Origin of the sequence: Kordia sp. (assembly GCF_022447245.1) — a bacterium.
GTDB lineage: Bacteria > Bacteroidota > Bacteroidia > Flavobacteriales > Flavobacteriaceae > Kordia.
Window position 1 is genome coordinate 69456 of sequence record NZ_JAKVBC010000004.1, and the last position, 24454, is coordinate 93909.

The 24454-nt window shown below is 34.0% G+C and carries 24 protein-coding genes and 2 pseudogenes; 23 read left to right on the forward strand and 3 right to left on the reverse strand.

Annotated elements, in window-relative coordinates; translation table 11 throughout:
• Positions 1 to 2 precede the first annotated feature (2 nt).
• Complete coding sequence (locus MK119_RS04280) at positions 3 to 3350, reverse strand: reprolysin-like metallopeptidase (RefSeq protein WP_290671243.1); 3348 nt, start codon at positions 3348 to 3350, stop codon at positions 3 to 5.
• Positions 3351 to 3574: 224 nt separating this feature from the next.
• Here MK119_RS04280 and MK119_RS04285 point away from each other — a divergent pair, with 224 nt between their 5' ends.
• The 10 genes from MK119_RS04285 (at position 3575) to mgtE (ending at position 13111) form a co-directional block, all read left to right on the forward strand.
• Complete coding sequence (locus tag MK119_RS04285; RefSeq protein WP_290671245.1) at positions 3575 to 4507, forward strand: bifunctional riboflavin kinase/FAD synthetase; 933 nt, start codon at positions 3575 to 3577, stop codon at positions 4505 to 4507.
• Positions 4497 to 5951: an HTTM domain-containing protein gene (locus MK119_RS04290; RefSeq protein WP_290671247.1), complete on the forward strand. Its 1455-nt coding sequence runs from the start codon at positions 4497 to 4499 to the stop codon at positions 5949 to 5951. Before MK119_RS04285 ends, MK119_RS04290 begins: the two co-directional genes overlap by 11 nt.
• A 199-nt stretch (positions 5952 to 6150) precedes the next feature.
• Positions 6151 to 7422 (forward strand): serine--tRNA ligase, encoded by a 1272-nt coding sequence (gene serS, locus MK119_RS04295; RefSeq protein ID WP_290671249.1) that lies wholly within the window; start codon positions 6151 to 6153, stop codon positions 7420 to 7422.
• A 359-nt stretch (positions 7423 to 7781) separates the two neighbouring features.
• Positions 7782 to 7925, forward strand: a complete 144-nt coding sequence (locus MK119_RS04300) for a VOC family protein (protein WP_290671251.1) — start codon at positions 7782 to 7784, stop codon at positions 7923 to 7925.
• Positions 7926 to 7990: 65 nt separating this feature from the next.
• Complete coding sequence (locus tag MK119_RS04305; protein ID WP_290671253.1) at positions 7991 to 8167, forward strand: hypothetical protein; 177 nt, start codon at positions 7991 to 7993, stop codon at positions 8165 to 8167.
• Between the two features lie 161 nt (positions 8168 to 8328).
• Positions 8329 to 10122 (forward strand): tetratricopeptide repeat protein, encoded by a 1794-nt coding sequence (locus MK119_RS04310; protein WP_290671255.1) that lies wholly within the window; start codon positions 8329 to 8331, stop codon positions 10120 to 10122.
• Positions 10123 to 10222: 100 nt separating this feature from the next.
• Positions 10223 to 10537 carry a DUF4286 family protein gene (locus tag MK119_RS04315; RefSeq protein ID WP_290671257.1) on the forward strand — a complete coding sequence of 105 codons (315 nt, stop codon included), beginning with the start codon at positions 10223 to 10225 and terminating at the stop codon, positions 10535 to 10537.
• A 5-nt stretch (positions 10538 to 10542) separates the two neighbouring features.
• Positions 10543 to 10986: a hypothetical protein gene (locus MK119_RS04320; protein WP_290671259.1), complete on the forward strand. Its 444-nt coding sequence runs from the start codon at positions 10543 to 10545 to the stop codon at positions 10984 to 10986.
• 3 nt (positions 10987 to 10989) lie between these two features.
• Positions 10990 to 11772 (forward strand): 16S rRNA (adenine(1518)-N(6)/adenine(1519)-N(6))-dimethyltransferase RsmA, encoded by a 783-nt coding sequence (rsmA, locus tag MK119_RS04325; RefSeq protein WP_290671261.1) that lies wholly within the window; start codon positions 10990 to 10992, stop codon positions 11770 to 11772.
• A complete protein-coding gene (gene mgtE, locus MK119_RS04330) occupies positions 11759 to 13111 on the forward strand; it encodes a magnesium transporter (RefSeq protein ID WP_290671263.1) in 1353 nt (450 codons plus the stop codon). Before rsmA ends, mgtE begins: the two co-directional genes overlap by 14 nt.
• A gap of 58 nt (positions 13112 to 13169) precedes the next feature.
• Here the strand turns inward: mgtE and MK119_RS04335 are convergent, their stop codons facing one another.
• Both MK119_RS04335 and MK119_RS04340 read right to left on the reverse strand, forming a co-directional pair.
• Positions 13170 to 13328, reverse strand: coding sequence for a hypothetical protein (locus tag MK119_RS04335; RefSeq protein ID WP_290671265.1), 159 nt, complete (start codon positions 13326 to 13328; stop codon positions 13170 to 13172).
• A 185-nt stretch (positions 13329 to 13513) separates the two neighbouring features.
• Positions 13514 to 13639 (reverse strand): hypothetical protein, encoded by a 126-nt coding sequence (locus MK119_RS04340; RefSeq protein ID WP_290671267.1) that lies wholly within the window; start codon positions 13637 to 13639, stop codon positions 13514 to 13516.
• A 205-nt stretch (positions 13640 to 13844) separates the two neighbouring features.
• Here MK119_RS04340 and MK119_RS04345 point away from each other — a divergent pair, with 205 nt between their 5' ends.
• The 13 genes and pseudogenes from MK119_RS04345 to MK119_RS04405 all read left to right on the forward strand — a co-directional run bounded on the left by MK119_RS04345 (position 13845) and on the right by MK119_RS04405 (position 24393).
• Positions 13845 to 14366, forward strand: coding sequence for a GNAT family N-acetyltransferase (locus MK119_RS04345; protein WP_290671269.1), 522 nt, complete (start codon positions 13845 to 13847; stop codon positions 14364 to 14366).
• A 19-nt stretch (positions 14367 to 14385) separates the two neighbouring features.
• Complete coding sequence (locus MK119_RS04350; protein WP_290671271.1) at positions 14386 to 14751, forward strand: cupin domain-containing protein; 366 nt, start codon at positions 14386 to 14388, stop codon at positions 14749 to 14751.
• A gap of 5 nt (positions 14752 to 14756) precedes the next feature.
• Positions 14757 to 15695: pseudogene (locus MK119_RS04355) on the forward strand (2-hydroxyacid dehydrogenase).
• A 341-nt stretch (positions 15696 to 16036) separates the two neighbouring features.
• Entirely contained in the window at positions 16037 to 16291 is a 255-nt protein-coding gene (locus MK119_RS04360) for a DUF4199 domain-containing protein (protein ID WP_290671476.1), read from the forward strand.
• Between the two features lie 144 nt (positions 16292 to 16435).
• Positions 16436 to 16951 (forward strand): DUF4199 domain-containing protein, encoded by a 516-nt coding sequence (locus MK119_RS04365; RefSeq protein ID WP_290671273.1) that lies wholly within the window; start codon positions 16436 to 16438, stop codon positions 16949 to 16951.
• Positions 16952 to 16975: 24 nt separating this feature from the next.
• A pseudogene (locus MK119_RS04370) lies at positions 16976 to 17362 on the forward strand (VOC family protein).
• Between the two features lie 328 nt (positions 17363 to 17690).
• Positions 17691 to 17963, forward strand: a complete 273-nt coding sequence (locus MK119_RS04375) for a hypothetical protein (protein ID WP_290671275.1) — start codon at positions 17691 to 17693, stop codon at positions 17961 to 17963.
• Positions 17964 to 18139: 176 nt separating this feature from the next.
• Entirely contained in the window at positions 18140 to 18325 is a 186-nt protein-coding gene (locus MK119_RS04380; protein ID WP_290671277.1) for an energy transducer TonB, read from the forward strand.
• 87 nt (positions 18326 to 18412) lie between these two features.
• Positions 18413 to 19057, forward strand: a complete 645-nt coding sequence (locus MK119_RS04385; protein ID WP_290671279.1) for a hypothetical protein — start codon at positions 18413 to 18415, stop codon at positions 19055 to 19057.
• A 70-nt stretch (positions 19058 to 19127) separates the two neighbouring features.
• Positions 19128 to 19457: a metalloregulator ArsR/SmtB family transcription factor gene (locus MK119_RS04390; protein ID WP_290671281.1), complete on the forward strand. Its 330-nt coding sequence runs from the start codon at positions 19128 to 19130 to the stop codon at positions 19455 to 19457.
• Positions 19458 to 19641: 184 nt separating this feature from the next.
• Entirely contained in the window at positions 19642 to 20061 is a 420-nt protein-coding gene (locus MK119_RS04395; RefSeq protein ID WP_290671283.1) for an arsenate reductase ArsC, read from the forward strand.
• A 286-nt stretch (positions 20062 to 20347) separates the two neighbouring features.
• Positions 20348 to 23677 carry a hypothetical protein gene (locus MK119_RS04400; protein WP_290671285.1) on the forward strand — a complete coding sequence of 1110 codons (3330 nt, stop codon included), beginning with the start codon at positions 20348 to 20350 and terminating at the stop codon, positions 23675 to 23677.
• Positions 23678 to 23844: 167 nt separating this feature from the next.
• Positions 23845 to 24393, forward strand: coding sequence for a hypothetical protein (locus tag MK119_RS04405; protein WP_290671287.1), 549 nt, complete (start codon positions 23845 to 23847; stop codon positions 24391 to 24393).
• Positions 24394 to 24454: the final 61 nt, after the last annotated feature.

Genomic DNA, 24454 nt, shown 5'->3' on the forward strand with positions numbered 1-24454 from the left:
TATTACTGAACAATTAGTTTTTTTACAGTTACACGCTCTCCATCATTTACACGAACCATATACAATCCAGATTGTGCTGAACTAATATTTAATTCTTCCGTAAAGTTTGCCGAATTGTTGTATTTCTTTGAGAGAATAGCACGTCCGCGAATATCAAAAATATCAATCGAGATATCTTCCGAAGATGTAGATGTAAACTTCACAATAAACTTCCCTCGCGTTGGATTTGGCCAAATAGCAAAGTTTTCCAATTCATTTTCTGAAGTTGACAATGTATTTTGTACATCCACGCGATAATCCTCTACCTCAGCATCTGCTCCATTTTCACACGAAGTTGGGAATACAATATTATTATTTGGTGTATATTTTGTTGATACTCGCATTGTTGTTGATCCTGTTAATGCTGTACTTGGAACCATAATCATCATTCCTGAATTAGCAGTCGGTCCATCAGAAACGCCAAATGCATCTCCTAAATCGTACTCTTCTCCTGCATCATCAAAACTACAATTCTGATTCCAGTCAATCCATACTTTCGTTTGCGTTCTATAGTTACCATCTGTATTTACGTTTATAGTAATTGGATACGATGATTCTTTAATTACAGTCGCAATATCTGTTGCAGTATAATCACTATATCCCGAAGGTTTTCCTGAACTTCTATTGATACTCTCAAAGTTTACCAAAGTAGTACTGGTTGCAAAACTAGTATTTGCTACAGAAGCACATACAGCACAAGATTGTGTCGTAAATGAATATGTACTAGAATATACTGTTGAAGCACAAGTATTAGAAATACTAACTCTCCAATAATATGTAGTTGATTGTGCTAAAGATGTAGGTGTATAGTTTGCATTTGCTACTGTTGCTGATTCTACAATATTTGTAAATCCAGCATCTGTTGCAATCTCAAATAAATAACCATCTGTAAGGGTATTTACTGACCATGTGAAATTCGAGCTCACAGGAACATTTGACGAGTTATCGGATGGAGACACTAAGGTAACTGGCGATAGTGTTCCAGATAATACACTTAATGTTAAATCTGCCGATCGTGTCGTTGGTCCAGAAGTTCCTTGTGCTGAAAATAAATAGGTGCTAGGAGAAACTCCTGCTGTATTAGAGATCGTAAGCGTTACAGGTGTTCCATCTACAGAAGCACTTGTTGGGTTAAATGTTGCAACTGCTCCAACAGGAAGGTTTGCTGCTGAAAAAGTAGTAGTTCCATTAAAGCCACCAAAAGTGCTATATGTAAAGTTATACACTGCATTTGCTGGCTGACATGCTGTTTCATCATTATCTGTAAACACCAGTGCGAAATCTGGCTCTACTAGATTAAAATTAGCAGAATTCATTGCGAAAAAGATGTTTCCAGCTCCTTCAACAATAATTCTAGCTTGTGAAGTTGGTGCAGTTACAGGAACTGTAATTTGATGTGAACCATCATTTAATACATTAGATGCTAATGTGTATGGAAAAGTAGCTCCACCATCAATAGATAATAAAATATTTACATTCATCGTACTAACTGGTGCTGTATTTGTGTTAGCAACGTCCCAAGTCACTGTTTGAGTAGTGCCCATTTCCCAGCTTAATGCCGAAGAAGTTTGTGAAGTTACTGTAAAAGGACCTGCAGCAGTTGTAACTTGAATAGACATTAAGTCATAACTAGTTTGCCCACCCAGTCCTGTAGCTGTTGGCTCTCTATCACGAACTGTTAAAGCCCAATTCATTGTTCTGTTAACAGTTGCTACAGTTTCCCAAGCAGAATTGATTGTTGGATTTGTTTGAGTTAAGTTTCCTGATACTACTCTACTTAATTTTGGAATGTATCTATTTGGAGAACTTGTTGGCACTTGCGATCGGTTCATTGAACCATTAGTTATTGTAGGACCAAAAGTAGTATTCGTTACTTGTCCATTATCAGTTTGCTCCCAACAATAGGTCAATGCATCTCCACCATCAGGATCTGTGGCACTTCCTCGCAACACATAGGCTGTTCCTTGCGGAATTACATAATCACTTCCTGCATCTGCATTTGGCGGATTGTTCGACAATGCTGTTGGATTATTAGCCTGCCAACATGTACGTGCTACTAAGTTATCCAAAACTTGTTTGATACTATGATAGTGAAAATATGGATCACTATTTTGCTGAACATTATTTGCTCCTGTAATTCCTGCATAAGCCATTACTGTAGATCCACTTCCTGGCTCGGCATTTACTCCTGCTCCTTCAGTGCTAAAAGCCCAAGTGTGATTTGCTCCCATTTGGTGACCAATCTCGTGGGCTACATAATCTACATCAAACGTATCTCCCTCTGGAATTCCATCAGCAGGTGAAGTATATGCACTTCCTTTCTCTGTGTCAGTCGATGAAGCTGGATTATCATCTACACAAACACAACCAATACAACCTGCATTTCCACCACCACCAGTTGCTCCAAATAAATGCCCAATATCATAGGCTGCATTTCCTATAGCACCTGTTAAGTAGTTTTGTAGTTCAGTGTTCCAAGCTCCTCCTGTTCCAATAGCCGCAGGAGAATAGGGGTCAGTATTGGCATTGATAAAAACTAAATTATCGTTGTTAGCAATAACTTCAAACGTTACTGCCATATCTACTTCAAAAATAGCATTTACTCTAGTCATAGAAGCATTAATCGCAGCCATTGCTCCTGCAACAGTTCCACCATGATATTGTGTATATTCTCCAGTTACAGAAATTGCAATTCGAAATTTACGTAAGGTTTGATCATCTGCATCTTTTGGTTGAATCCTCAAATCATCTCCTCTCATTTTCTCTTGCACTTCATCAACAGTTGTACAATGAAAGTCACTACCTGAACTGATACGAGCATCTCTTGTATACACTACATAATTAATTGCATCATTCCCTGCTGGCTGCATGAAAACCGTTGGTTTGTCAATATATGAAATCATTGTCTGCAATCCCTTTGGCGAAACACTCATACGCAGTTGTGTACCATAATTTTCTTGACTATACCCAATATATGATTTAATTTCTGGAAATTTCGCTGATAATTCAGGTGCAAAAACAGGTGCTTCATATAACTTAAATGTTTCAAGTTTTCCTTCAATTCCAGGAACCTGCACTAAAGTATTGGAACCAAAAGTTTCTCCTCGTAAAGGCGCATCACTGATTTGTTGTCTAAAATTATCGAAATTCAGCTCAAAGAAGTCTACTTTTTGGTCTATTAGGTTTAATTTTGATAATGATTCAGCGTCGGTAACGGTTTGTAGCTTTTTCCAATCGTTGTTTTGAGCAAACCCAACGGAGGAAAACAAAAAAAGAAACGCAAGCAAACCGAAGCATAATTTTTGCTTCATAGCTAATTATTTAAGATTAGGGGTTAATTTTTAATATTCAAAAATCATGATTTTTATAGTTTTAACATAAAATTCATACGGTTTTTCGACGAAGTAAATGAATTTCAACGATGAAACTTGTGTTTTCATCTATGAATGTATCATATCAATAAAAAAACAAGATTCAAATAAGAATATTTATTTTTTGTAAAAGAATTAAATAGTTTTGTAAAAAAGACTGCCTAGTGAACACTATTGATTTTTTTGAAGCGTACAGAGCTGAAAATCCATCCGCAATTACTATTGGAACCTTTGACGGCGTTCATGTAGGTCATAAAAAGATTATTGAAAATCTGATTGCAAAATCTGAAGGACTCGACACCATGCTGTTGACCTTTTTCCCGCATCCTCGAATGGTGTTACAACAAGACAGCAGTATTAAGTTAATCAATACCATTGAAGAACGTATTCAATTATTAGAAGCAACTGGATTGGATACATTGATTATTTATCCATTCAACAGAGAGTTTTCACGATTGAAAGCACGTGATTTTGTACGTGATTTTTTAATTGATCATTTAAACTTGAAAAAGATCATTATTGGGTACGACCATCGTTTTGGAAGAAATCGCACCGCCAATATTGATGATTTACGTGAGTTTGGGCAAGCATTCGATTTTTCCGTAGCCGAAATTGGAGCCAAAGAGATTGACGATATTACGATCAGTTCCACAAAAATAAGAAGAGCCTTAAATGAAGGAGATATTACAACGGCAAACACCTATCTTGGTTACGAATTTATGCTGACAGGAATCGTAGTTTCTGGGAAAGGTTTAGGAAACACCATTAATTTTCCAACGGCAAATATTCATATTGAAGAAGATTATAAACTCATTCCAAAACAAGGTGTATATTTTGTAAAAAGTATGATTGATGGCAAAACCGTTTTTGGAATGATGAATATTGGCACCAATCCTACGGTAAAAGGTATCAACGAAACCATTGAAGTACATTTCTTTGATTTTGATCGTGACATTTATGATAAGAAAATTCAAATTCAATTGCTCAAACGTTTACGTAACGAACAAAAATTTAATTCCATCGAAGCACTAAAAGCGCAATTACAAAAAGACAAACAAACATCCTTGGCATTAATTCAAAATCATCATGTTGAATAAATTTCTTTTCAAACAAGTAGATAACACATCACTCATTGTATTTCGAGTGTTTTTTGGCTTACTAATATGTTTGGAAGGATTTGGTGCCATTTTAACAGGCTGGGTAAAACGCACATTTGTAGATCCTGAATTCACATTTACATTTATAGGGTTTGAAGGAATCCTAACACCAATACAACAAACCTTACGAAAACCATTATTAGATTTTAATTTGTTTGGAATTGAAGCACTAAATTTGGCCAACTATACCTATGGTTTTTACTTCTACTTTGCTTTGATGGGAATTTGTGGTTTCTTAGTCATGATTGGTTATAAATATCGCTGGAGTATTGGAACATTTACCGTATTATGGACAACAGCATATTTGATGCAAAAAACCTCATATAACAATCATTATTACTTATTAGTGCTGTTGTGTGTGTTTATGTGGATTGTTCCCGCACATCATTACCTTTCGGTAGATGCGAAAAAAAATCCTGCACTCAAAAAGATACACATGCCCAATTGGGTACTTTGGATTTTCATTTTACAACTATTCATTGTATATACCTATGCTTCAGTTGCCAAAATGTATCCCGATTGGATTTCAGGGGAAGTTACAACAAACCTAATGAAAGGGCGAAAAGAGTTGCCAATTGTTGGCGAGTTCTTACAGCAACGATGGATTCACTACACCTTAGCTTATGTAGGAATTGGGTTTGATTTACTTGTAGTCCCTGGATTATTATGGAAACCAACACGAAAGTTTTTCTTTATTTGTTCGATTATTTTCCACTTATTCAATTCGTTTGTATTGCATATCGGGATTTTCCCTTACATGTCATTGGCACTTTGTCTTTTCTTCTTTGAGCCTAAAACGATTCGCAATATTTTCTTGAAGAAGAAAAAAATCTACAAAGGAAAAGAGATTCAAAAAGGGAAAGAAATCCATCTCGAAGATGAAATCATCTTACCTCGATACAGAAAAGTGATTGTTCCAATATTTGTGATCTACTTTATCTCTCAAATTTTATTGCCATTACGTCACTGGACTTTTGAAGATGATGTATTATGGACCGAAGAAGGACATCGATTGAGTTGGCGCATGATGTTACGTTCCAAAGCTGGATACATTCAATTAAAAGTAATTGACAAGGAAAGCAGAGATAGCATGTATATAAATCCAGTAACGTATATAAAACCTAAACAGGCTGCACGTGTTGCTGTAAAACCAGATATGTTGTGGCAATTTGTACAATTTCTAAAGAAAGATTTTGCTAAAAAAGGAACTGATATTGAAGTATATGCTGAAGGTCGTGTCCGCGTAAATAATCATCCGTATCAAAAACTTTTTGATCCAACGGTAGATTTAGCTGCTGAAGAATGGTCGCACTTCTCACATCACGATTGGTTATTACCTTTTAAAAGCAAATACAAAACGAAGAAAACTACCTCAAAAAAGTGATTTTTTAATTACTTAAACTCTTACAAAAAAATAACTCTCATTTTCTCTTAATTTGATTATTTTTGTGGCTTCAATAATCCGTGCGTTAAGGATTGAGGCATTTGTTGAAGCTCCTCGTAGAGAGCGACTGCCGAAAGCCTGACCGAAGTACACTGAACAAAGTCAAAGTGAACGAAGGAAACGCCATAAACATAACAAAATGTTACAATTACAATTTATTAGAGAAAACAAAGCAGACATTATTGAAGCTTTGAAGAAGAGAAATTTTGATGCCACTGAAGTTGTAAATGAAGTTGTTTCGCTTGATGAAACACGCAGAAGTTTACAAGTTGAGTTAGACAATACCTTAGCTTCCTCTAATAAATTATCCAAAGAAATTGGACAGTTATTTAAGAGCGGAGAACGTCAAAAAGCTGAGATTTTACGTGAAAAAAGTTCACAATTAAAGTCGCAAGCAGAAGGATTGAAAGCTGATTTGAAGGAAAAAGAAACTTCGGTTGCTGAGCTTTTGTATACCATTCCGAATGTACCAAATACATTGGTTCCAGCTGGAAATAGCGAAGATGATAATGAAGAAGTATTTCGTGCTGGAGACATTCCTGCATTGCATGACAACGCACAACCACACTGGGAATTGGCAAAAAAATATGACATCATAGATTTTGAACTTGGAAATAAAATTACTGGTGCAGGATTTCCTGTATACAAAGGAAAAGGTGCGCGTTTGCAGCGTGCATTGATTCAGTATTTCTTAGATAAAAATACAGATGCAGGCTATACAGAATACCAAGTACCACATTTGGTAAATGAAGCTTCTGGATATGGAACTGGTCAATTGCCAGATAAAGAAGGGCAAATGTATCATGTAACAGGTGATGATTTGTATTTGATTCCGACAGCAGAAGTTCCTGTAACGAATATGTTTCGTGGCGATTTGCTTAAAGCCGATGATCTCCCTATTTGTTGTACAGGTTACACGCCTTGTTTTAGACGTGAAGCTGGAAGTTACGGAGCACATGTACGTGGTTTAAATCGTTTACATCAGTTTGACAAAGTAGAAATTGTACGAATTGAGCGTCCAGAAGATTCGTATGCTGCATTGGACAGCATGGTAAATCATGTAAAAGAAATACTAGAAGAATTGAAACTTCCATATAGAATTTTACGCTTGTGCGGAGGCGATTTAGGATTCACTGCTGCATTAACGTATGATTTTGAAGTATTTTCTACAGCGCAAGATCGTTGGTTAGAAATTAGTTCGGTTTCTAACTTTGAAACCTTTCAAGCAAATCGTTTAAAGCTGAGAATCAAAGATAAAGACGGTAAAAAACAGCTAGCACACACCTTAAATGGAAGTGCATTAGCGTTACCAAGAGTTTTAGCAGGAATTTTAGAAAATTACCAAACTGAAAATGGGATTGAAATTCCTAAAGTTCTGCGTAAATACACAGGTTTCGATATAATTTCTTAGTATAAAACATATAAAAATCAAAGAAAATTCAAACATTGGCAATGCATTTTGTCGATGTTTTTTGCTTTTTATCGACAATTTAATTAGGTTTGTGTTCCCAATTTTAAAACCAAAAATATGTTACGTAAGTCCATAGATTGATAGCTAGTACGTATCATATTCGAGCTTAACACAAAAGTGCTATAGACCCAAACCTAGTTTTTAAATAGTTGAATCTATGGAAATTTATTTATAGCTGATAGAAATGCCTGAGTGATTGCTCAGGCATTTTGATTTTATCATTCTTTATAATATGAAACATTCATAGCATACAAAACTCAATCAAAGTTTTGATATTTTAGATCAAAATAACGTCTGATATGAATATTGAACGCATTGATCATTTTGTTTTAACAGTACATAACATTGAAAAAACTATTGAGTTTTACACAAACATTCTCGGAATGGAAGTGTTTACGTTTGGTCAACACAGAAAAGCATTGACTTTTGGAAGTCAAAAATAAATCTTCACTAAAAAGGAAAAGAATTTGAACCAAAAGCACAACATCCAACTTGCGGATCTGCTGATTTGTGCTTTATAGTAGCTGAAAATGTTGAACAGGTAAAAACAACACTAGAAAATAAAGATCTTACCATCATCGAAGGCATTGTAGAAAGAACTGGAGCCACTGGAAAAATTAAATCTATTTATCTAAGAGATCCAGATCAAAATTTGATTGAGTTTAGTAATTATGTTGCGCATTAATTTTTAACACGCTCAAAAGTTACAAGTTTACGATAACGAACAAACCTAAAAGTACGCCAGCGCAGTCTAACATCTAACAGCGCATCAGTACGATCTAACAATCTGACAACATTACCATTTATTTAACATACTTTATATTATCTTTGAATAAAAGCTTTTCTATGCGTATCCTCTTATTTATCATTTTTAGTTTGGCAATGTGTACACAAACATTGGCACAAAGTGATGCATTAGCGCAACAATATTACGAGAAAGGAGAGTACAAAAAAGCTATTGTAGCTTTTGAAAAACTCTATAATAAATCGCCGCGAAAAATCAATTTTTTTATCGGAATGATCAATAGCTATCAGCAACTGGAAGATTTTGATACTGCCGAAAAACTATTGTTAGAAGAAATAGAAAAACCAAAATCGAAACGATTAAACCCTATTTTATTGGTTGAAGCTGGTTTTAATTTCGATTTAAAACGCGATTCCATCAACGCCAATACATACTACGAAAAAGCGGTAGCATATACACAACAAAAAGTCTCTTCTTCGTATGGAATTGGTCGTGCGTTTGAGAAAAAGTCTTTGTTAGACTATGCCTTGCGTGTGTATCAAAATGCCATGGAGGAAAATCCTAACTATAACTTTTTAAACAATATTGCCAGAATTTATGGAGAAAAAGGAGATATCGAAAAGATGTTTTCTAGTTATCTTGATTTAATTAAAGACAGAGTAGAACAAAAAGGATATGCACAACGCATCATCAGTCAGTTTTTAAGAAACGATCCAAACGATGAAAACAATACGCTCTTTCGCAAGCTATTATTAAAGCGCATTCAGAAAGAACCAAATTTGCTCTGGAATGAATTATTAAGTTGGCTATTTATTCAACAAAAACAATACAAAAGAGCCTTTATTCAAGAGAAAGCTATCTATATGAATGGAGATTATTCGTTGCAACGTATTTTTGAATTGGCAAACTTAAGCATTGAAGACAACGATACAGAAACTGCCCGCGAGATTTTAAGCTATATCATAGAAAATTCAACGCAAGATTCCACTATTATTGGCGCTTCTCAAAATTTATTGCAGTTAGATATTGATACTGTTACTGATGGTAATTATGATGCTATTCAACAACGATATAAAGAATTGCTTACACAATACGGTCGTAACTTTAGAACAATTTTGCTACAACGTGACTATGCCAACTTTTTAGCGTTTCAAAATAATGATCCACAGACTGCTATTACATATTTAAAAGAAGCCTTAGACTTAAAATTGACTTTACGTCAACAAGCAGTCGTAAAATTGGCTCTGGGAGATATTTTGGTATATAAAGAACAATTCAATCAAGCATTAATTTACTTTTCTCAAGTACAGAAAGCCCTGAAAAATGATGTTACTGGACAAGAAGCACGTTTTCGCGTAGCACGAACCAGTTACTACAAAGGTGATTTTGAATGGGCAGAAACGCAACTCAAAGTATTAAAATCATCTGTATCACAATTAATTGCAAACGATGCATTGCAGTTAAAATTGATCATTTCTGATAATTCTTTGGAAGATTCTACACAAACTGCCTTAAAAAAATATGCAAAGGCAGATTTATTATCATATCAAAAGAAAGAAACAGAAGCCATAGCAACCTTAGAAGATATTTTACAAAATCATAAGGGTGAAAAAATTGAAGATGAAGCCTTGTTAATGCAAGCTAAACTCTATGAGAAGCGAGGCGAATTTGACAAAGCACGTTTAAACTACAAAAAAATCATTGAGTTTTACAAAGATGATATTTTGGTTGATGACGCTTACTTTGCAATGGCAAAACTCTATCTCAATCACTTTGACGATCCTGAAAAAGCCAAACAATTCTTTGAAGAAATCATTTTCAATCATCAAGACAGTATTCATTACGTAGAAGCTCAAAAATCATATCGTAGACTTCGCGGTGATGCTGTGAATTAAATCGTAGCTAAAATTGTTTTAAATAACTTGAATTCAACAAATAATACACACTTTATTCCGCTTAAAACCGTAATTTTGCACTATATTTCAAAACATAGCTATGTACATTTATAGTGTAACTATCAACATTGCAGACAGTGCGCACGAAGAATTTTTAAGCTGGATGAAAACACACATTCCAGACGTTTTGGCCACAGGAAAATTTACCGATGCCCGATTTTCTCAAGTATTAGTAGAAGAAGAAACTGGCGGAACTACCTATTCTGTTCAATACACTGCAAAATCTAGAGCAGATTTAGATGCATATTACGAAGAAGATGCACCACGCTTACGAGAAGAAGGCATGAAAAAATTTGCAGATAAGATGTTGGGATTCCGTACGGAATTAAAGATTATAGAAGATTTTAAAGCCTAACGAAGATGAAAAAGAAAAAATATTATTCACAACTTGCTTACTTTGTCAAAGCAATTTTAATCATTGTAGTCATCGGTGTGTTTTTTTATATCGCTACAGAACTTTCCGATAAAATCGCAGAAACTTTAAGTATCAAATTTCGCAAAAACCTTGTGGTTATTGAATATGTTGTCAATATCTTAGTCGGTATTATTTCCTTGTTACTTATTCTAATCATTCTATTACGAGGAAAACCACAAATTACCCTTTCGGCGACGACCATACGTACCAATCGTTTCAAAAAGAAGTTTGACGAATTAAAATCGTATCATCCAAGCAAAGGCGGAAGCGAACCGTATGTAATTTCAAAAGATGGAAAGCAATACGACTTAGAACTTTCATGGTTTTCCAAAAAAGATCAACAAGAAATTGAAGCGTTTTTAATAGCTCAAATCAACACAATACAATAACAAATGACGGATAAAGTAAGAGCAAAAAAACACTTAGGACAACATTTTTTAAAAGACGAAGAGGTTGCACAGCGCATTGCAGATACGTTGACACTCAACCGTTATGAAAATGTCTTAGAAATTGGTCCTGGAATGGGCGTTTTAACAAAATACTTACTTGAAAAACCAATCAAAACTTATGTATGTGAAATTGACACAGAGTCAGTTGCATATTTGCAAGCACACTATTTGCAGCTATCGGATCGTATTTTGGAAGAAGATTTCTTAAAATACAATCTCAAAAAAACTTTTAAGGACGAACCTTTTGCTATTATTGGAAACTTCCCTTATAATATTTCTACGCAGATCGTATTTAAAACACTTGAAATGCGCGATCAAATTCCTGAATTTAGTGGTATGTTTCAAAAAGAAGTAGCACAACGTATTTGTGCGCCGCATGGAAACAAAACCTATGGAATTCTTTCAGTATTGACACAAGCGTTCTTTGATGCGGAATATTTATTTACCGTGCCACCAGGTGTTTTTAATCCGCCACCAAAGGTAGATTCTGGTGTGATGCGACTCATAAGAAAAGAAGATTACACACTTCCATGTGATGAAAAATTGTTCTTTAGAGTGGTAAAAATGGCGTTTCAACAACGTAGAAAAACACTTCGTAACAGTTTAAAAACATTCAATCTGTCCGATAATTTAAAAGAAGATACTATCTTTGGACTGCGACCTGAACAACTAAGTGTTCAAGGATTCGTAGATTTAACCATCAAGATAGCAAATGACTCCATTTAAACTCACTGATGAGCTCATAGCGCAAGTGCAAAGCCATGTTGAGCAACGTAAAGACTCAATACTTCTAACATTGTTAGAAGAGTTGCACTATGCCGATATTGCAGAGATTATTGATGAGTTACAACTTGAAGAAGCAACGTATATTATAAAACTGCTTGACAGTGAAAAAACATCCGATATTCTTACGGAAGTTGATGATGATGTACGTGAAAAAATTCTAGAAAATCTTTCTGCCAAAGAAATTGCCGAAGAAATTGACGAACTCGATACGGATGATGCAGCAGACATTATTAACGAACTTCCTGACGAACGAAGACAGGAAGTAATTTCGGAGCTAGAAGATAAAGAACACGCCAAAGAAATTGTAGAATTACTTCGTTATGATGAAGATACTGCTGGTGGATTGATGGCAAAAGAGTTGGTGAGTGCCAATGAAAATTGGAATGTATTGACCTGCGTAAAAGAAATGCGCAAGCAAGCAGAAGAAGTAACACGTGTACATTCTATTTATGTAATTGATGATGATGGAATTTTAAAGGGAAGACTTTCACTTAAAGATTTATTGACTACTTCTACCAGAGCACATATCAAAGATGTGTACATCCCAAAAGTAGATTATGTAAATGTAAATGACAAAGCAGAAGATGTTGCTAAAGTAATGTCCAAATACGATTTAGAAGCCATTCCAGTAGTCGATGAGATGAAACGACTTGTAGGACGTATTACGATTGATGATATTGTAGATGTTATCCGTGAAGAAGCCGAAAAAGATTATCAATTAGCTGCTGGTATTACGCAAGACGTCGAAGCTGATGACAGTATTTGGGAACTCACACGTGCACGTTTGCCTTGGCTATTTTTAGGACTATTAGGAGGAATTGGTGCTGCAGCTATTATGGAAGGTTTTGATAAAATGCTGGAAAACTACTCTATTCTTTTCTTTTTTACACCGTTAATTGCGGCGATGGCAGGAAATGTGGGTGTACAATCGAGTGCAATTATCGTACAAGGCTTAGCTAATGACGACATCAAAGGCAGCATTAATAACCGATTGTGGAAAGAAATGCTTCTAGCCTTATTAAACGGACTCGCTTTAGCCATTATATTATTTGCAGTAGTTTGGATATGGAAAGAAAATCCTGTCGAAGCTTTAGCAATATCTGTTTCATTAGTTGCAGTCATTATTGTTGCGGGAATTATCGGTACGTTTATTCCGTTATTCTTGGACAAAAGAGGCATTGATCCAGCAATTGCCACAGGACCGTTTATTACCACAAGCAATGATATCTTCGGGATTTTAATTTACTTCCTTATTGCTAAATTAATCATAGGGATATAAAAAAGACGAACCGAAGTTCGCTCTTGTCATTGAAAAAAAGCGAATCCTCCAATTCACTCTAAGTTCTTATCCAACTGTATATTACAAACATATAATAGTTATTATTGATAGAAATACCACAATTGTCATCTCTGTCTGTTCTAGAAAAACATAGTTCAGTTGGACAATCTTCTAAATTTCCACTTTGTCCTCCTTTAACTTCAGCTGCGTTACACATGCTAAGCTCAGAAACTTTTGTCTTGTTTAACTTTAATATTGTAACTTGTTTTGTCATGGATAATTTTTATAATTTTTGAAAAATGATTTGAAAAAGTGACCCGAAGTCCGCTTCATTACACTGTAATATATCTTAACAAGGTGTTGCAACTGACTCGTTAGGGCATCACCAACCTGTTAAACAACCTACTTGATTAGTATGGCAAAATGTTCCAGCCCCTGTTTTTCCCCTTTAACAGCTGCTGCTTTTTCAATACTTAATTCGGATACTACTGATTTATTTAACTTTAAATTTTTACTGTGTTTTTTCATAATATTATATATTTTAAATCGTTAATGATGAAACAAATGAAATACTAAATTTGTGGAGAAAAAAGAGATGTAAACCGTGATTATTGAATTAGCGCATTGAAAATCAAAAACATATCTCAACAAAGCAAAAATTGCAAAACCTTAAATATCAAGCATATAAAACAACACTAAACCAATAATTATCGAATTCAAGGTTCAAAAAGGAATGGAAAATCATACAATAAGAAAAGCGGTTCCCGCAGATGCAAAATTTATATCATTATTAGCAAAAATTAACTTTTCTGAATCCTTTGGTAATTTATTTGCTTCCGAAGAAGAACTCCGACTGTATATTGATAAAAAGTTTTCCATAGAAAAAATGACAGACTCCATTGAAAGGAGTGATAATGTTTTTTGGATTGCGTATGTAAAGACGCTTCCTGTAGGCTATGCAAAATTAAAAAAGGATATTCCTGTTCCCAACTCAAACTATACTGAAGCCGCTGAACTTCAAAAAATATATATACTAAAAGATTATCTTTCAGAAGGAAACGGTTTAAAATTGAAAATAGATTTTTTTGAAGAAATTCAAAAGCTTAGCATCAAACATGTTTGGTTAAAAGAACTCCATACAGATCAACGTGCGCTAAATTTTTACAAAGCAAACGACTTTCACAAACATCATACACAATCATTTACCATAGGACGAGAAGATTTTGTTTTCAATATTATGATGAAAACATTGTAAAATCTCGTAATTTAGTTGCATGAATGCAATTAATATCAAAGACAAATTTAAGCTCGTTGACACGCAATGGCATCCTCGTCAAATTGCTATTGTTGACGATATGCAAGTCATCCTTGCTAAAATTCAAGGTGAATTTGTATGGCACAAACACGATGATGAAGACGAACTTTTTCAAGTGATTAAAGGAACTTTATACATGAAGTTCCGCGACAAAACCGTTACAGTAAACGAAGGCGAAATTATTGTAGTTCCTAAAGGTGTAGAACATTGCCCTGCCACTAAAGATGATGAAGAAGTACATTTATTACTTTTTGAAAAACTCACCACAGCACATACGGGGAATGTACAACATGAAAAAACTCAAACTGAATATCCTAAAATATAGTACGCGTGAACATATTACACCTTGACGAAAATCATCCGTTACTAATTACACAATTTGCAGAACTTGGACATATTAATCATGAAGATTATACGTCTAATAAAGCTGAAATTGAAGCCAAAATTCATAACTACGATGGTTTTATAATTCGCAGTCGTTTCAAAATTGATGCGGAATTTCTAGCAAAAGCTACCAATTTAAAATTTATTGGTCGTGTAGGTGCTGGATTGGAAAATATTGATTGTGAATTTGCCGCAGCACAAGGTATCAAACTGATTTCTGCACCTGAAGGCAATCGGAATGCTGTTGGAGAACACGCACTAGGAATGCTGCTATCATTGTTCAACAAACTCAACAAAGCAGATCGTGAAGTCCGTGACGGCAAATGGTTACGAGAAGCCAATCGCGGTGTAGAACTCGATGGACAAACTGTAGGAATTATTGGTTATGGAAATATGGGAAAAGCGTTTGCTAAAAAGTTGCGCGGTTTTGATATTGAGGTTCTTTTTCATGATTTAAAAGACGGTATCGGCGATGAAAACGCAACACAGGTTTCATTATCTGAATTGCAAAAACACGCTACGGTGTTAAGTTTACACACACCACAAACTCCACTGACCAAGAATATGATCAACAAAGAGTTTATAGAAGCATTTCTACATAATTTTTGGTTCATCAATACTGCACGCTGAAAAAGTGTCGTTACACAAGACTTGGTGGAAGCTTTACAATCAGGAAAAATATTAGGTGCTGGATTAGATGTATTGGAATATGAAAAAAGTTCGTTTGAAAATCTATTCACTGACGATCAAATGCCTACAGCTTTTCAATACCTGATTCAAGCAGAAAATGTATTACTATCTCCTCATGTTGCTGGTTGGACTAAAGAAAGTAAAGAAAAATTAGCACAAACCATTATAGATAAATTCAAAGCGTATTTTCATTAAATTTAGGTATGAAAAAAAACCATTTTCATATTTGGAGCGCTTATCATTGCATTGCTGCTTTTGTTTTAATTAAGTAAAAATTGGCTGGTTTTTGAAAAATTCATACTTTGAGTGGGGTACTGTCATTAAAATTGTTTTCTTACTTGTCCTCTATTTTGGTGAAGGATTATCATTTAAAATACAAGAAGTCATTGGTTATACAACCATGGTTAAATGTTTATTTCCTGTATACTTTGGTATCAAATGATATGGGGATTACAAAAAATAATGACTCCGTAAACTTTAAATTAAGATTTAAAGTTGACATCATAATTACTTGATGTGACGCTATCGGTTTTACGATTGTTGATTACCTGTTTGTAAATTATATTTACCCTGAATTCCTTAAAAAATATTTAGCATATCAAATGGACGAAATCAATGCTTCTAACATACCTGCTGAACAAAAAGTGAAAGACATTGCATATGCCAAAGAAATGATGAAAAATTATGTAACACCTGCTTTTGGTACTTTGTTGATGTTTTCTATGGTTTTTATTCTTGGTATCGTTATGTCAATACTAACAATGTTGACTTTACAACGAAAAAGTAGTTAGCATTCACGCTAAGATATCCATAGCATACAATAGTTCTTATATACTAAAATTGCTACCTTAGTAAAAACGAGTTAGCATTTGTATCCATATACTATTTCATTGTTTATGCTCGTTTTAAAGTATCAAATTTTAAACTTCATAGAGATGAAAAGCACAGTGCTCAAATACGGTATTTACAGTTTTATCTTAGCAGCTATACTTTTTTCGTCAGCACTTTATTTTGGATATGCATTAGCGTTTAAAACACATGGAATTATTGGATATCTTACGATTGTAGCTTCCTTAAGTTTTGTGTTTTTTGGAATTAAACATTACAAAAATCATGGCCTCGATGGAGAAATTGATTTCAAAACTGCATTTGTGGTTGGTTTCAGCATTGTTTGCTTTGCAGCAATTGCCTTTGGCTTGATTGATGCTATTTATATATCTACCATTAATCCTGAATTCTCAGAAAGCTATATTGCGCATGAGTTCCGTGTATTAGAAACTCAAAATTTACCAGAAGTAATTGTGCAAATTGATAAAGAAACGGTATTAAAACAAAGCGAAGTATTTAAAAATCCAATCATTATTTTCTTTGTTTCCCTGATGCTAGTGTTAGTAGTTGGAACTATTATTTCATTACTTTCTGCATTACTACTACACAAAAAACAAGAATAAGAATAACAATTAAATAACGAACAAATGAAAAATAGAGTAACAGGTTTAGGTGGATTTTTCTTTAAAACTGAAGATCCCAAAGGACTAAAAAATTGGTATGGCAAACATTTAGGTTTACCGGTAGACGATTATGACTGCACATTTTAGTGGAAATATGAAAAAGGAAACGATTGTTCTACACAATGGAGTACATTTCCTGATGATACTAAGTACATTCGGCCAAGTGAAAAACAATTTATGATGAATTTTCGAGTTAAATATTTAGTAGAACTTCTAGCAGTATTAAAAGAAGAAGGTGTCACGATTGTTGGAGAAATTGAAGAATATAGTTACGGAAAGTTTGGCTGGATTGTAGATCCTGAAGGCAACAAAATTCAACTTTGGGAACCAAATGATGACGCATTTAAATAATTTATTTTATCTTGAAGATGCTCAAAAACCTACCAATTTTTTGAACCAAAATCAATAGATGAATGAAAAAACTTCCGCTCTTGCTATTTTTAATTTGTACGATTGGACAAGCATAAATTGAAGAAATCATCAAAAAAGACATTACAAAACTCACCAACATCATCAATACAAAAAATGCGCAGGCTTTTTATGATTTTTTTTGTGACGCAAAAGATTTGAAAAAAATATTTACGGCGAGTGATGAAACTGATTATAAAAAAATTGAGTTTCGTTATGGACAACATTGCAAGCAAGTCCACAACAACTCTTTGCTGAATTTGATAAAAAAATGAAAAACTATGGAAAACGACCAACGATAAAACCATATTTGCTGATGTTTGAACGAGAAACAATGAATGCTGAGAAAAAAACATTCATCAGCATCTTTTTTAAGGACTCCAAGGGCACTATGTACAGCATGGAGTTAAAAGCAAAGAAAATTGGCAATGAACTATTTTATGCATACAAAGAAGAGATTGAAAAGATGCAACAAAAAAAATCGGAAATTTCAATGAAAACATCAAACCGCTCATCACAAATAACACAAGCAAGTTTTCTATAATTACCTTTAACAAAGCTACTTCAGCCGCAAAAGACAAGCCATATCTTTATGCTGCTGTAAATGAAAAACCTATTATTGAAAATAGAGTAAAACTATCAGACTTTACTAAAAAAATACAAGCAGAAGTTCTAGAAATTGTTGATGCCTCTAAAGAAAATAAAGGTCGAAATAGATGTATGGTACGCTTAATAGTTACAAAAGACAAACAACTAAAAAATATTAAAATTAGTGCTGCAACCAAAAGTTTAGAGAATAATGTTTTAACAGTACTTCAAAAGCAAAAAGTTACCCAACCTGGTAAAAAAGATGGAATTCCAGTAGACACACAAATTTCGCTTACACTGATGTTTACTATAAATTAAAGTGTGCAATAGATATTTTTGACGATTAATTTGTAACAAATATGTGATCTTATAAACTAATTAAGTATCATCAAAAGTAGAACAATCATGAGTGAAGACAACGATAATTTATCTAAAGAACCAGAAGAAGTACATAAAGCAAAAATAGTCAGAGATACCAAAGCAGAAGAAGTCAGAGATGAAATCAAAGATTCTTTACACAATGCTAAGGAGAAAGCTACTGAATATGCTGAAAAAGCAAAAGAAAAGGCTTCTAAATTTACAGAAGAAGCCAAAGAAGCATTAGGCGGAGCAACGGAAAAAGCTTCTGAATTTGCTGAGGAAGCAAAAGAAAAGTTTTCTGAATACGCTGAACAAGCACAGAAAAAAGCAGCCGACTTTGCAGAAGATGCCAAGGAAGCTTTCGGAGATGCCAAAGAAAAGGCTTCTGAATTTGCAGACGAAGCTAAAGAAAAGTTTTCTGAGTACGCTGAAAAAGCACAAGAAAAAGCAGCTGACTTTGCAGAAGATGCCAAAGAAAAATATGACGAATACAAAGAAGTCGCAAAAGATAAATTCGCTGAAATTAGCGAAGAAGCCAAAGAAGTTTTAGAAAACGTTTCTGAGAAAGTAAGCGAATTTGCAGAAGAAGCCAGCGAACGTTTGGGAGAATTCACAGAAGAGGCAAAAGAAACCTTAGAAGAAGCTTCCAAAAAAACAAAAAGTTTCTTTAAAGACTTGTTTGGAAAATAAACATATCAAAAGCTAGAAATATTTCTAGCTTTTTTTATCTTTATTGTAATATCACGTTACAACCTACGTTATGGGCATTACAAAAAATCACATTTTCGACGAGTATCAAAATGAAACAGCTTTAATTACTAAAGTTTTAGGACATCCAGCGCGTATTGCTATTTTACAGCATATTAGCAAAAATGAATATTGCAATTGTAATGACTTGGTAAAAGCTACAGGACTCGCTCAACCCACAGTTTCTCAACACCTCTCCGAAATCAAGAGAATTCAATTGCTTAAACAAAAACAACAAGGCAAAAATACCTTTTATGCAATCGATTTGGATTTACTGAATCAGTATCGTAGAAAAATCAATGATTTCTTTGTAAAAGTACAAGTTAATACCAAAAATAACTGATTATTAAGTTTATAACAGTTTTAGTACACTTATGTTAAATACTGTGTTTTTTGCACAGAATACCCTTTCTTCTGCTTACATTTGCCGACATTAAAGCGTTAATTTTTAAAATACTTTACGCCTAATAGCTAAAAAAGTTCTTTAAAATTAACGATGTAATCAACCCTCAACCTACTATAAAATTATGAAAAATGTACTCGTACTTTGTACAGGGAACTCTTGCCGAAGTCAAATGGCAGATGGTTACCTAACACATTTTACAAAAGAAAAAGCCGTTATTTACAGTGCTGGAATTGAAATACATGGTGTCAACCCAAAAGCTGTTGCCATTATGAAACAAGATGGCATTGATATCTCCCAAAATACTTCAAATGATGTTTCAGAATATATGGATATAAATTTTGATTTTATAATTACAGTTTGCGATCATGCGCATGAAAACTGTCCATACATTCCTAGTCAAAATGCCAAACGCATCCACCAAAACTTTTCTGATCCTTCAAAAGTGACTGGTTCAGAAGAGCAAGTTTTTAATGCGTTCAAAAAAACGAGAATTCAAATTAAAGACTTTTGCGAAAATTTTGTAGCTACAGAATTGAATTAGGTCTTGAGTTTAGTAAGAATCGTTTTTTTATATAAAGTTTAAACTATCACTTCGTGTGGTTTTCCAACGAAAAATTGTATTGAGAAGTACTTTCTAACAATGATATTGTCAAGAGAAAAGCGTCGTTTCGACTAAAAAGCTTCTTTTCCTGCGAAAATTAAAATATTTTTGATCGGAATTAGTTTAGTTGTAGATGAAGTCACTCTTTCTATTTTTTTGTATCAGCTTGTTTTTCACTGCGCAATTACAGGGACAAACAGAAAATCGCCGTGTCAAAAAAGTGGCAGTGAAAGATTCTATTGTGCTAGATTCGGTGAGTATTAATCCATTTCAATTCAAAATCACGGATAAGAAAAATAAAAAGATTGATTCCACAGCCTACCGAATTGATTTTGCAAAAGCTATTCTGTATTTAGATTTGGCAAAAATCAATACCGATTCCATTCGCGTAAGCTATAACAAATACCCAGAATTTTTAACAAAAAAATATACAGGGTTTAATAAGAACATCATTGTCGAAAATCCGATTGATATTGATAAAATTGTCTCGCTTCGATCGAATAAAGAACCAAGAAATACACGCCTTTTTGATGGTTTGAATACGTCTGGAAGTATTTCGCGAGGTGTCACTGTGGGAAATAATCAAAATTCGGTATTGAACTCTGAGCTAGATTTACAGATTTCTGGAAAAATCTCTGAAAATGTTACGCTTCGTGCTTCCATTCAAGATGCCAATATTCCGATACAAGAAAGCGGTTATTCACAACGTTTGGATGAGTTTGACCAAGTATTTATTGAACTCGAAAGCAAAAACTGGAAAATTCGTGCTGGAGACGTGAATCTAGAAAATACTACAACCGATTTTATGCGTTTTCAGAAAAAAGTGCAAGGTGTTGGTATTACAGCCACCTTGCCAGGAGAAAATAGTAAAACCACACTTTTTGCTTCTGGAGCTTTGGTTCGTGGTCGATATACACAAAGTAGATTTCAAGGCCAAGAAGGAAATCAAGGTCCGTATAAATTGACAGGTCCAAACGAAGAATTATTTATTTTGATCATTTCTGGAAGTGAAACCGTATACGTTAACGGATTGCCTGTAGAACGTGGCGAAAACAACGATTATGTGATTGATTATAATGCAGGAGAAATTACGTTTACGTCTCGTTATCCAATTACCTCAGAAATGCGTATTACGGTAGAATATCAGTTTACCGATAACAACTATACACGATTTGTAGCGTATGGTGGTGCACAATATGAACGTGATAAGTTTAAAGTAGCAGGATATATTTATTCTGAAAATGATTCTAAGAATCAACCAATTCAGCAGAATTTATCTGAAGAACAAGTGCAAATTTTACGAGATGCAGGAGACAATCAGCAGTTAATGTCCGCGCCTTCTGCGGTAGAACAAGCCTTTTCGGAAAATAGGATTTTATACAAAAAAGAAACCATTGACGGTATGGAAGTCTTTGTATTTTCTAACAATCCAGATGATACCTTGTTTGATGTTCGCTTTACACTTGTCGGTGATAATCAAGGAAATTATGTACTATCCAATACAGCTTCCAACGGTCGTATTTATGAGTATATTTCGCCAATTGCTGGTGTGCAACAAGGAAATTATGAACCTATTATTCAGTTAGTTTCTCCAACCAAAACTCAGGTTGCAGTTATCAATGGAGCGTATACGCCGAGTGAAAAAACAGATCTACTGTTTGAAGTTGGCTTTAGCAATAATGATCAAAATTTATTTTCGTCTTTGGACGATGATAACAATCAAGGATTGGCGGCTAAAGTTCGTGTAAAACAACGACTGTTAGATAAAAAATGGAGAGTAGAAAGCTTTGTAGATTTCAATTATATTGATGAAAAGTTTCAAACCATAGAGCGTTTGTACTCTATTGAATTTAATCGTGATTGGAACTTAGATAATACCATCGGTAATATAGGAAATCAGCAATTTTTAACTACTGGATTAGACTTTTCTAATAAAGAAAATGGAACCGCACAGTATCGCTTTGAATATTTAGACTTTCAAAACAATGCTACAGGAAATCGTCATGTATTGCAATCCAATTTAAAGTTTGGAAAGCTACAAGTACAATCTAACGGAAGTTATTTAACGAATGAAACAAATACTACAACTTCCGATTTCTTACGCTTGTTTGCACGTTCTGCCTATAGTTTTGATAAAAGTTGGATTGGTACACGTGTCGATTTGGAAAGTAACGAACAAAAAGAAATTGCTACGGAATCATTTACACCATTAAGCCAGCGATTTAAAGCTTACACAGGATTTATTGGCGTTGGAGATAGTTTAAAAATTCATGCTGAAGTTGGGTATACCTATCGTGTGAATGATAGTTTGCGTAATAACTTGCTGCAACGTGTAAATACTTCAAATACCTACTTTTTAAAATCACGATTGATTCAGAATGAAAATACACAATTGTCATTATTTGTCAATTACAGGACCTTAAACCAAGTAGATGAAGACTTGGAAGACGAACAATCGTTGAATTCGCGTTTGGTATATCAACAGCGATTGTTCAATAAAATTGTCACCTTAAATACGGTGTACGAAACCAATTCAGGAACCTTACCGCAACAGGAATTTACCTACGTACAAGTTGATCCAGGACAAGGTGTGTACACTTGGAACGATTATAACAATAATGGTATTCAAGAACTGAATGAATTTGAATTGGCACAGTTTCCCGATGAAGCTATTTATGTTCGCGTTTTACTTCCCAATCAGATTTTCATTAAAACCCATCAAAACAAATTTAGTCAAGTCGTTACCTTTAATCCTTCGCAATGGAATACAAGTAACGCTAAAGGCTTTAAGAAATTTATATCGTATTTTTACAATCAAGCATCATTTTTAATTGATCGAAAGATTCGTCGTGAAAATGATAATTTCAATTTTAATCCGTTTGACGATGAAGAAGGCGACAATGTATTAGGCTTGAGTCAAACCTTGCGGAATGCACTCTTTTTCAATCGTGGAAAGCAGAAATACACAACTTCATATACGTATTTGAATGCAAAATCGAAAAACTTACTCTCTGTAGGTTCACAAGTAAATATCAATACTTCACATCAGTTGCAGTTTACACACAAAATTGGCAAGTTTTGGCTAACCGATTTGATTGGTAGTACTGGAAAAACAGAAAGCATATCAGAAAACTTTTTAAACAAAAATTTTGAAATTAATCTATTCAAAGTAGAACCTACACTTTCGTATTTATTTAGTAGAAACAGTCGTTTTAGTGTCTTTTACAAGTATGAAAATAAAGAAAACCTCGTTGGTGATTCGGAAACCTTAACTCAACAAAAAGTTGGTATTTCGTTCGCGTATAGTAATCAGCAAAAAATTGCCTTAAATGGTGAATTTAATTATTTTCAGAATAACTTTTCAGGAAATGCATTTTCACCAGTCGGATACCAAATGTTAGAAGGTTTGCAACCCGGAACTAACTTTACATGGAACATTTTAATTCAGAAAAAATTGACCAAGTTTTTAGATTTAAACCTTTCTTATTTTGGGCGAAAGAGTGAAACTTCACAAACAATTCATACTGGAAATGTTCAACTAAAGGCATTTTTTTAAAATACACAAAACCATAATTAAAGCCTCTATTTATCATACTTGAAAGTTTTTTATTAAATTTATTTTAATTTATTCTAAATAAAAACGCAACCTTTTTAAATTTTCACATCTATTAATGGTATAATTGTTGTTAGATAAAGCAACATACAACAACAAAACCGTTAATTATGATAAACAACTTTACACAAAAATTACTCGTACTATTCCTTTTTACAGGATTTTTAGCAACTGCACAAGACATGAATTCAGATGACCAATTTGGTGTTGGTGATCGCAAGAGTGAAATCAAATTAGATGTATTTGATGCCGCTTTTTTCTCTGCGTTAGATATTAGTTATGAACGTGTAAATGATACTTCTATAGGTTATGGAGTATCTGTATTTGCTAACTTTAGAGATCCTAAAGAAAATGCCGCGTATTATGAAAAATTTGCAGTAACACCATTTTTTAGATTTTACTTCTTTAATAAAGAAGATTTTGGTGCCAAAGGGTTATTTGCTGAAGTATTCTCAAAATTTGCTTCAGGTGAGAATCCTGATAATTTAAATGATGAATATTTTGATGCTGCCTTAGGGTTAGCCATTGGTAAAAAATGGGTCAACAGAAGAGGTTTTATGTTAGAAATTTCCTTCGGCGGAGGACGAAACATCGGATTGGATGACAATTCGCCTGAATTTACATTTAGAGGAGGAATTTCATTAGGTTATAGATTTTAAAAAAGTGAATCGATAAAAACTTGTGAAAAAGAAAAGCGATCGTAATCATCTTACAATCGCT

Coding starts and splice junctions, on each gene's coding strand:
- MK119_RS04280 (WP_290671243.1), bottom strand. CDS start 3,350: ATGAAGCAAAAATTATGCTTCGGTTTGCTTGCGTTTCTTTTTTTGTTT.
- MK119_RS04290 (WP_290671247.1), top strand. CDS start 4,497: ATGTTGAATAAATTTCTTTTCAAACAAGTAGATAACACATCACTCATT.
- serS (WP_290671249.1), top strand. CDS start 6,151: ATGTTACAATTACAATTTATTAGAGAAAACAAAGCAGACATTATTGAA.
- MK119_RS04300 (WP_290671251.1), top strand. CDS start 7,782: ATGAATATTGAACGCATTGATCATTTTGTTTTAACAGTACATAACATT.
- MK119_RS04310 (WP_290671255.1), top strand. CDS start 8,329: ATGCGTATCCTCTTATTTATCATTTTTAGTTTGGCAATGTGTACACAA.
- MK119_RS04315 (WP_290671257.1), top strand. CDS start 10,223: ATGTACATTTATAGTGTAACTATCAACATTGCAGACAGTGCGCACGAA.
- MK119_RS04320 (WP_290671259.1), top strand. CDS start 10,543: ATGAAAAAGAAAAAATATTATTCACAACTTGCTTACTTTGTCAAAGCA.
- rsmA (WP_290671261.1), top strand. CDS start 10,990: ATGACGGATAAAGTAAGAGCAAAAAAACACTTAGGACAACATTTTTTA.
- mgtE (WP_290671263.1), top strand. CDS start 11,759: ATGACTCCATTTAAACTCACTGATGAGCTCATAGCGCAAGTGCAAAGC.
- MK119_RS04335 (WP_290671265.1), bottom strand. CDS start 13,328: ATGTGTAACGCAGCTGAAGTTAAAGGAGGACAAAGTGGAAATTTAGAA.
- MK119_RS04340 (WP_290671267.1), bottom strand. CDS start 13,639: ATGAAAAAACACAGTAAAAATTTAAAGTTAAATAAATCAGTAGTATCC.
- MK119_RS04345 (WP_290671269.1), top strand. CDS start 13,845: ATGGAAAATCATACAATAAGAAAAGCGGTTCCCGCAGATGCAAAATTT.
- MK119_RS04350 (WP_290671271.1), top strand. CDS start 14,386: ATGAATGCAATTAATATCAAAGACAAATTTAAGCTCGTTGACACGCAA.
- MK119_RS04365 (WP_290671273.1), top strand. CDS start 16,436: ATGAAAAGCACAGTGCTCAAATACGGTATTTACAGTTTTATCTTAGCA.
- MK119_RS04375 (WP_290671275.1), top strand. CDS start 17,691: ATGAAAAACTATGGAAAACGACCAACGATAAAACCATATTTGCTGATG.
- MK119_RS04380 (WP_290671277.1), top strand. CDS start 18,140: ATGGTACGCTTAATAGTTACAAAAGACAAACAACTAAAAAATATTAAA.
- MK119_RS04385 (WP_290671279.1), top strand. CDS start 18,413: ATGAGTGAAGACAACGATAATTTATCTAAAGAACCAGAAGAAGTACAT.
- MK119_RS04390 (WP_290671281.1), top strand. CDS start 19,128: ATGGGCATTACAAAAAATCACATTTTCGACGAGTATCAAAATGAAACA.
- MK119_RS04395 (WP_290671283.1), top strand. CDS start 19,642: ATGAAAAATGTACTCGTACTTTGTACAGGGAACTCTTGCCGAAGTCAA.
- MK119_RS04405 (WP_290671287.1), top strand. CDS start 23,845: ATGATAAACAACTTTACACAAAAATTACTCGTACTATTCCTTTTTACA.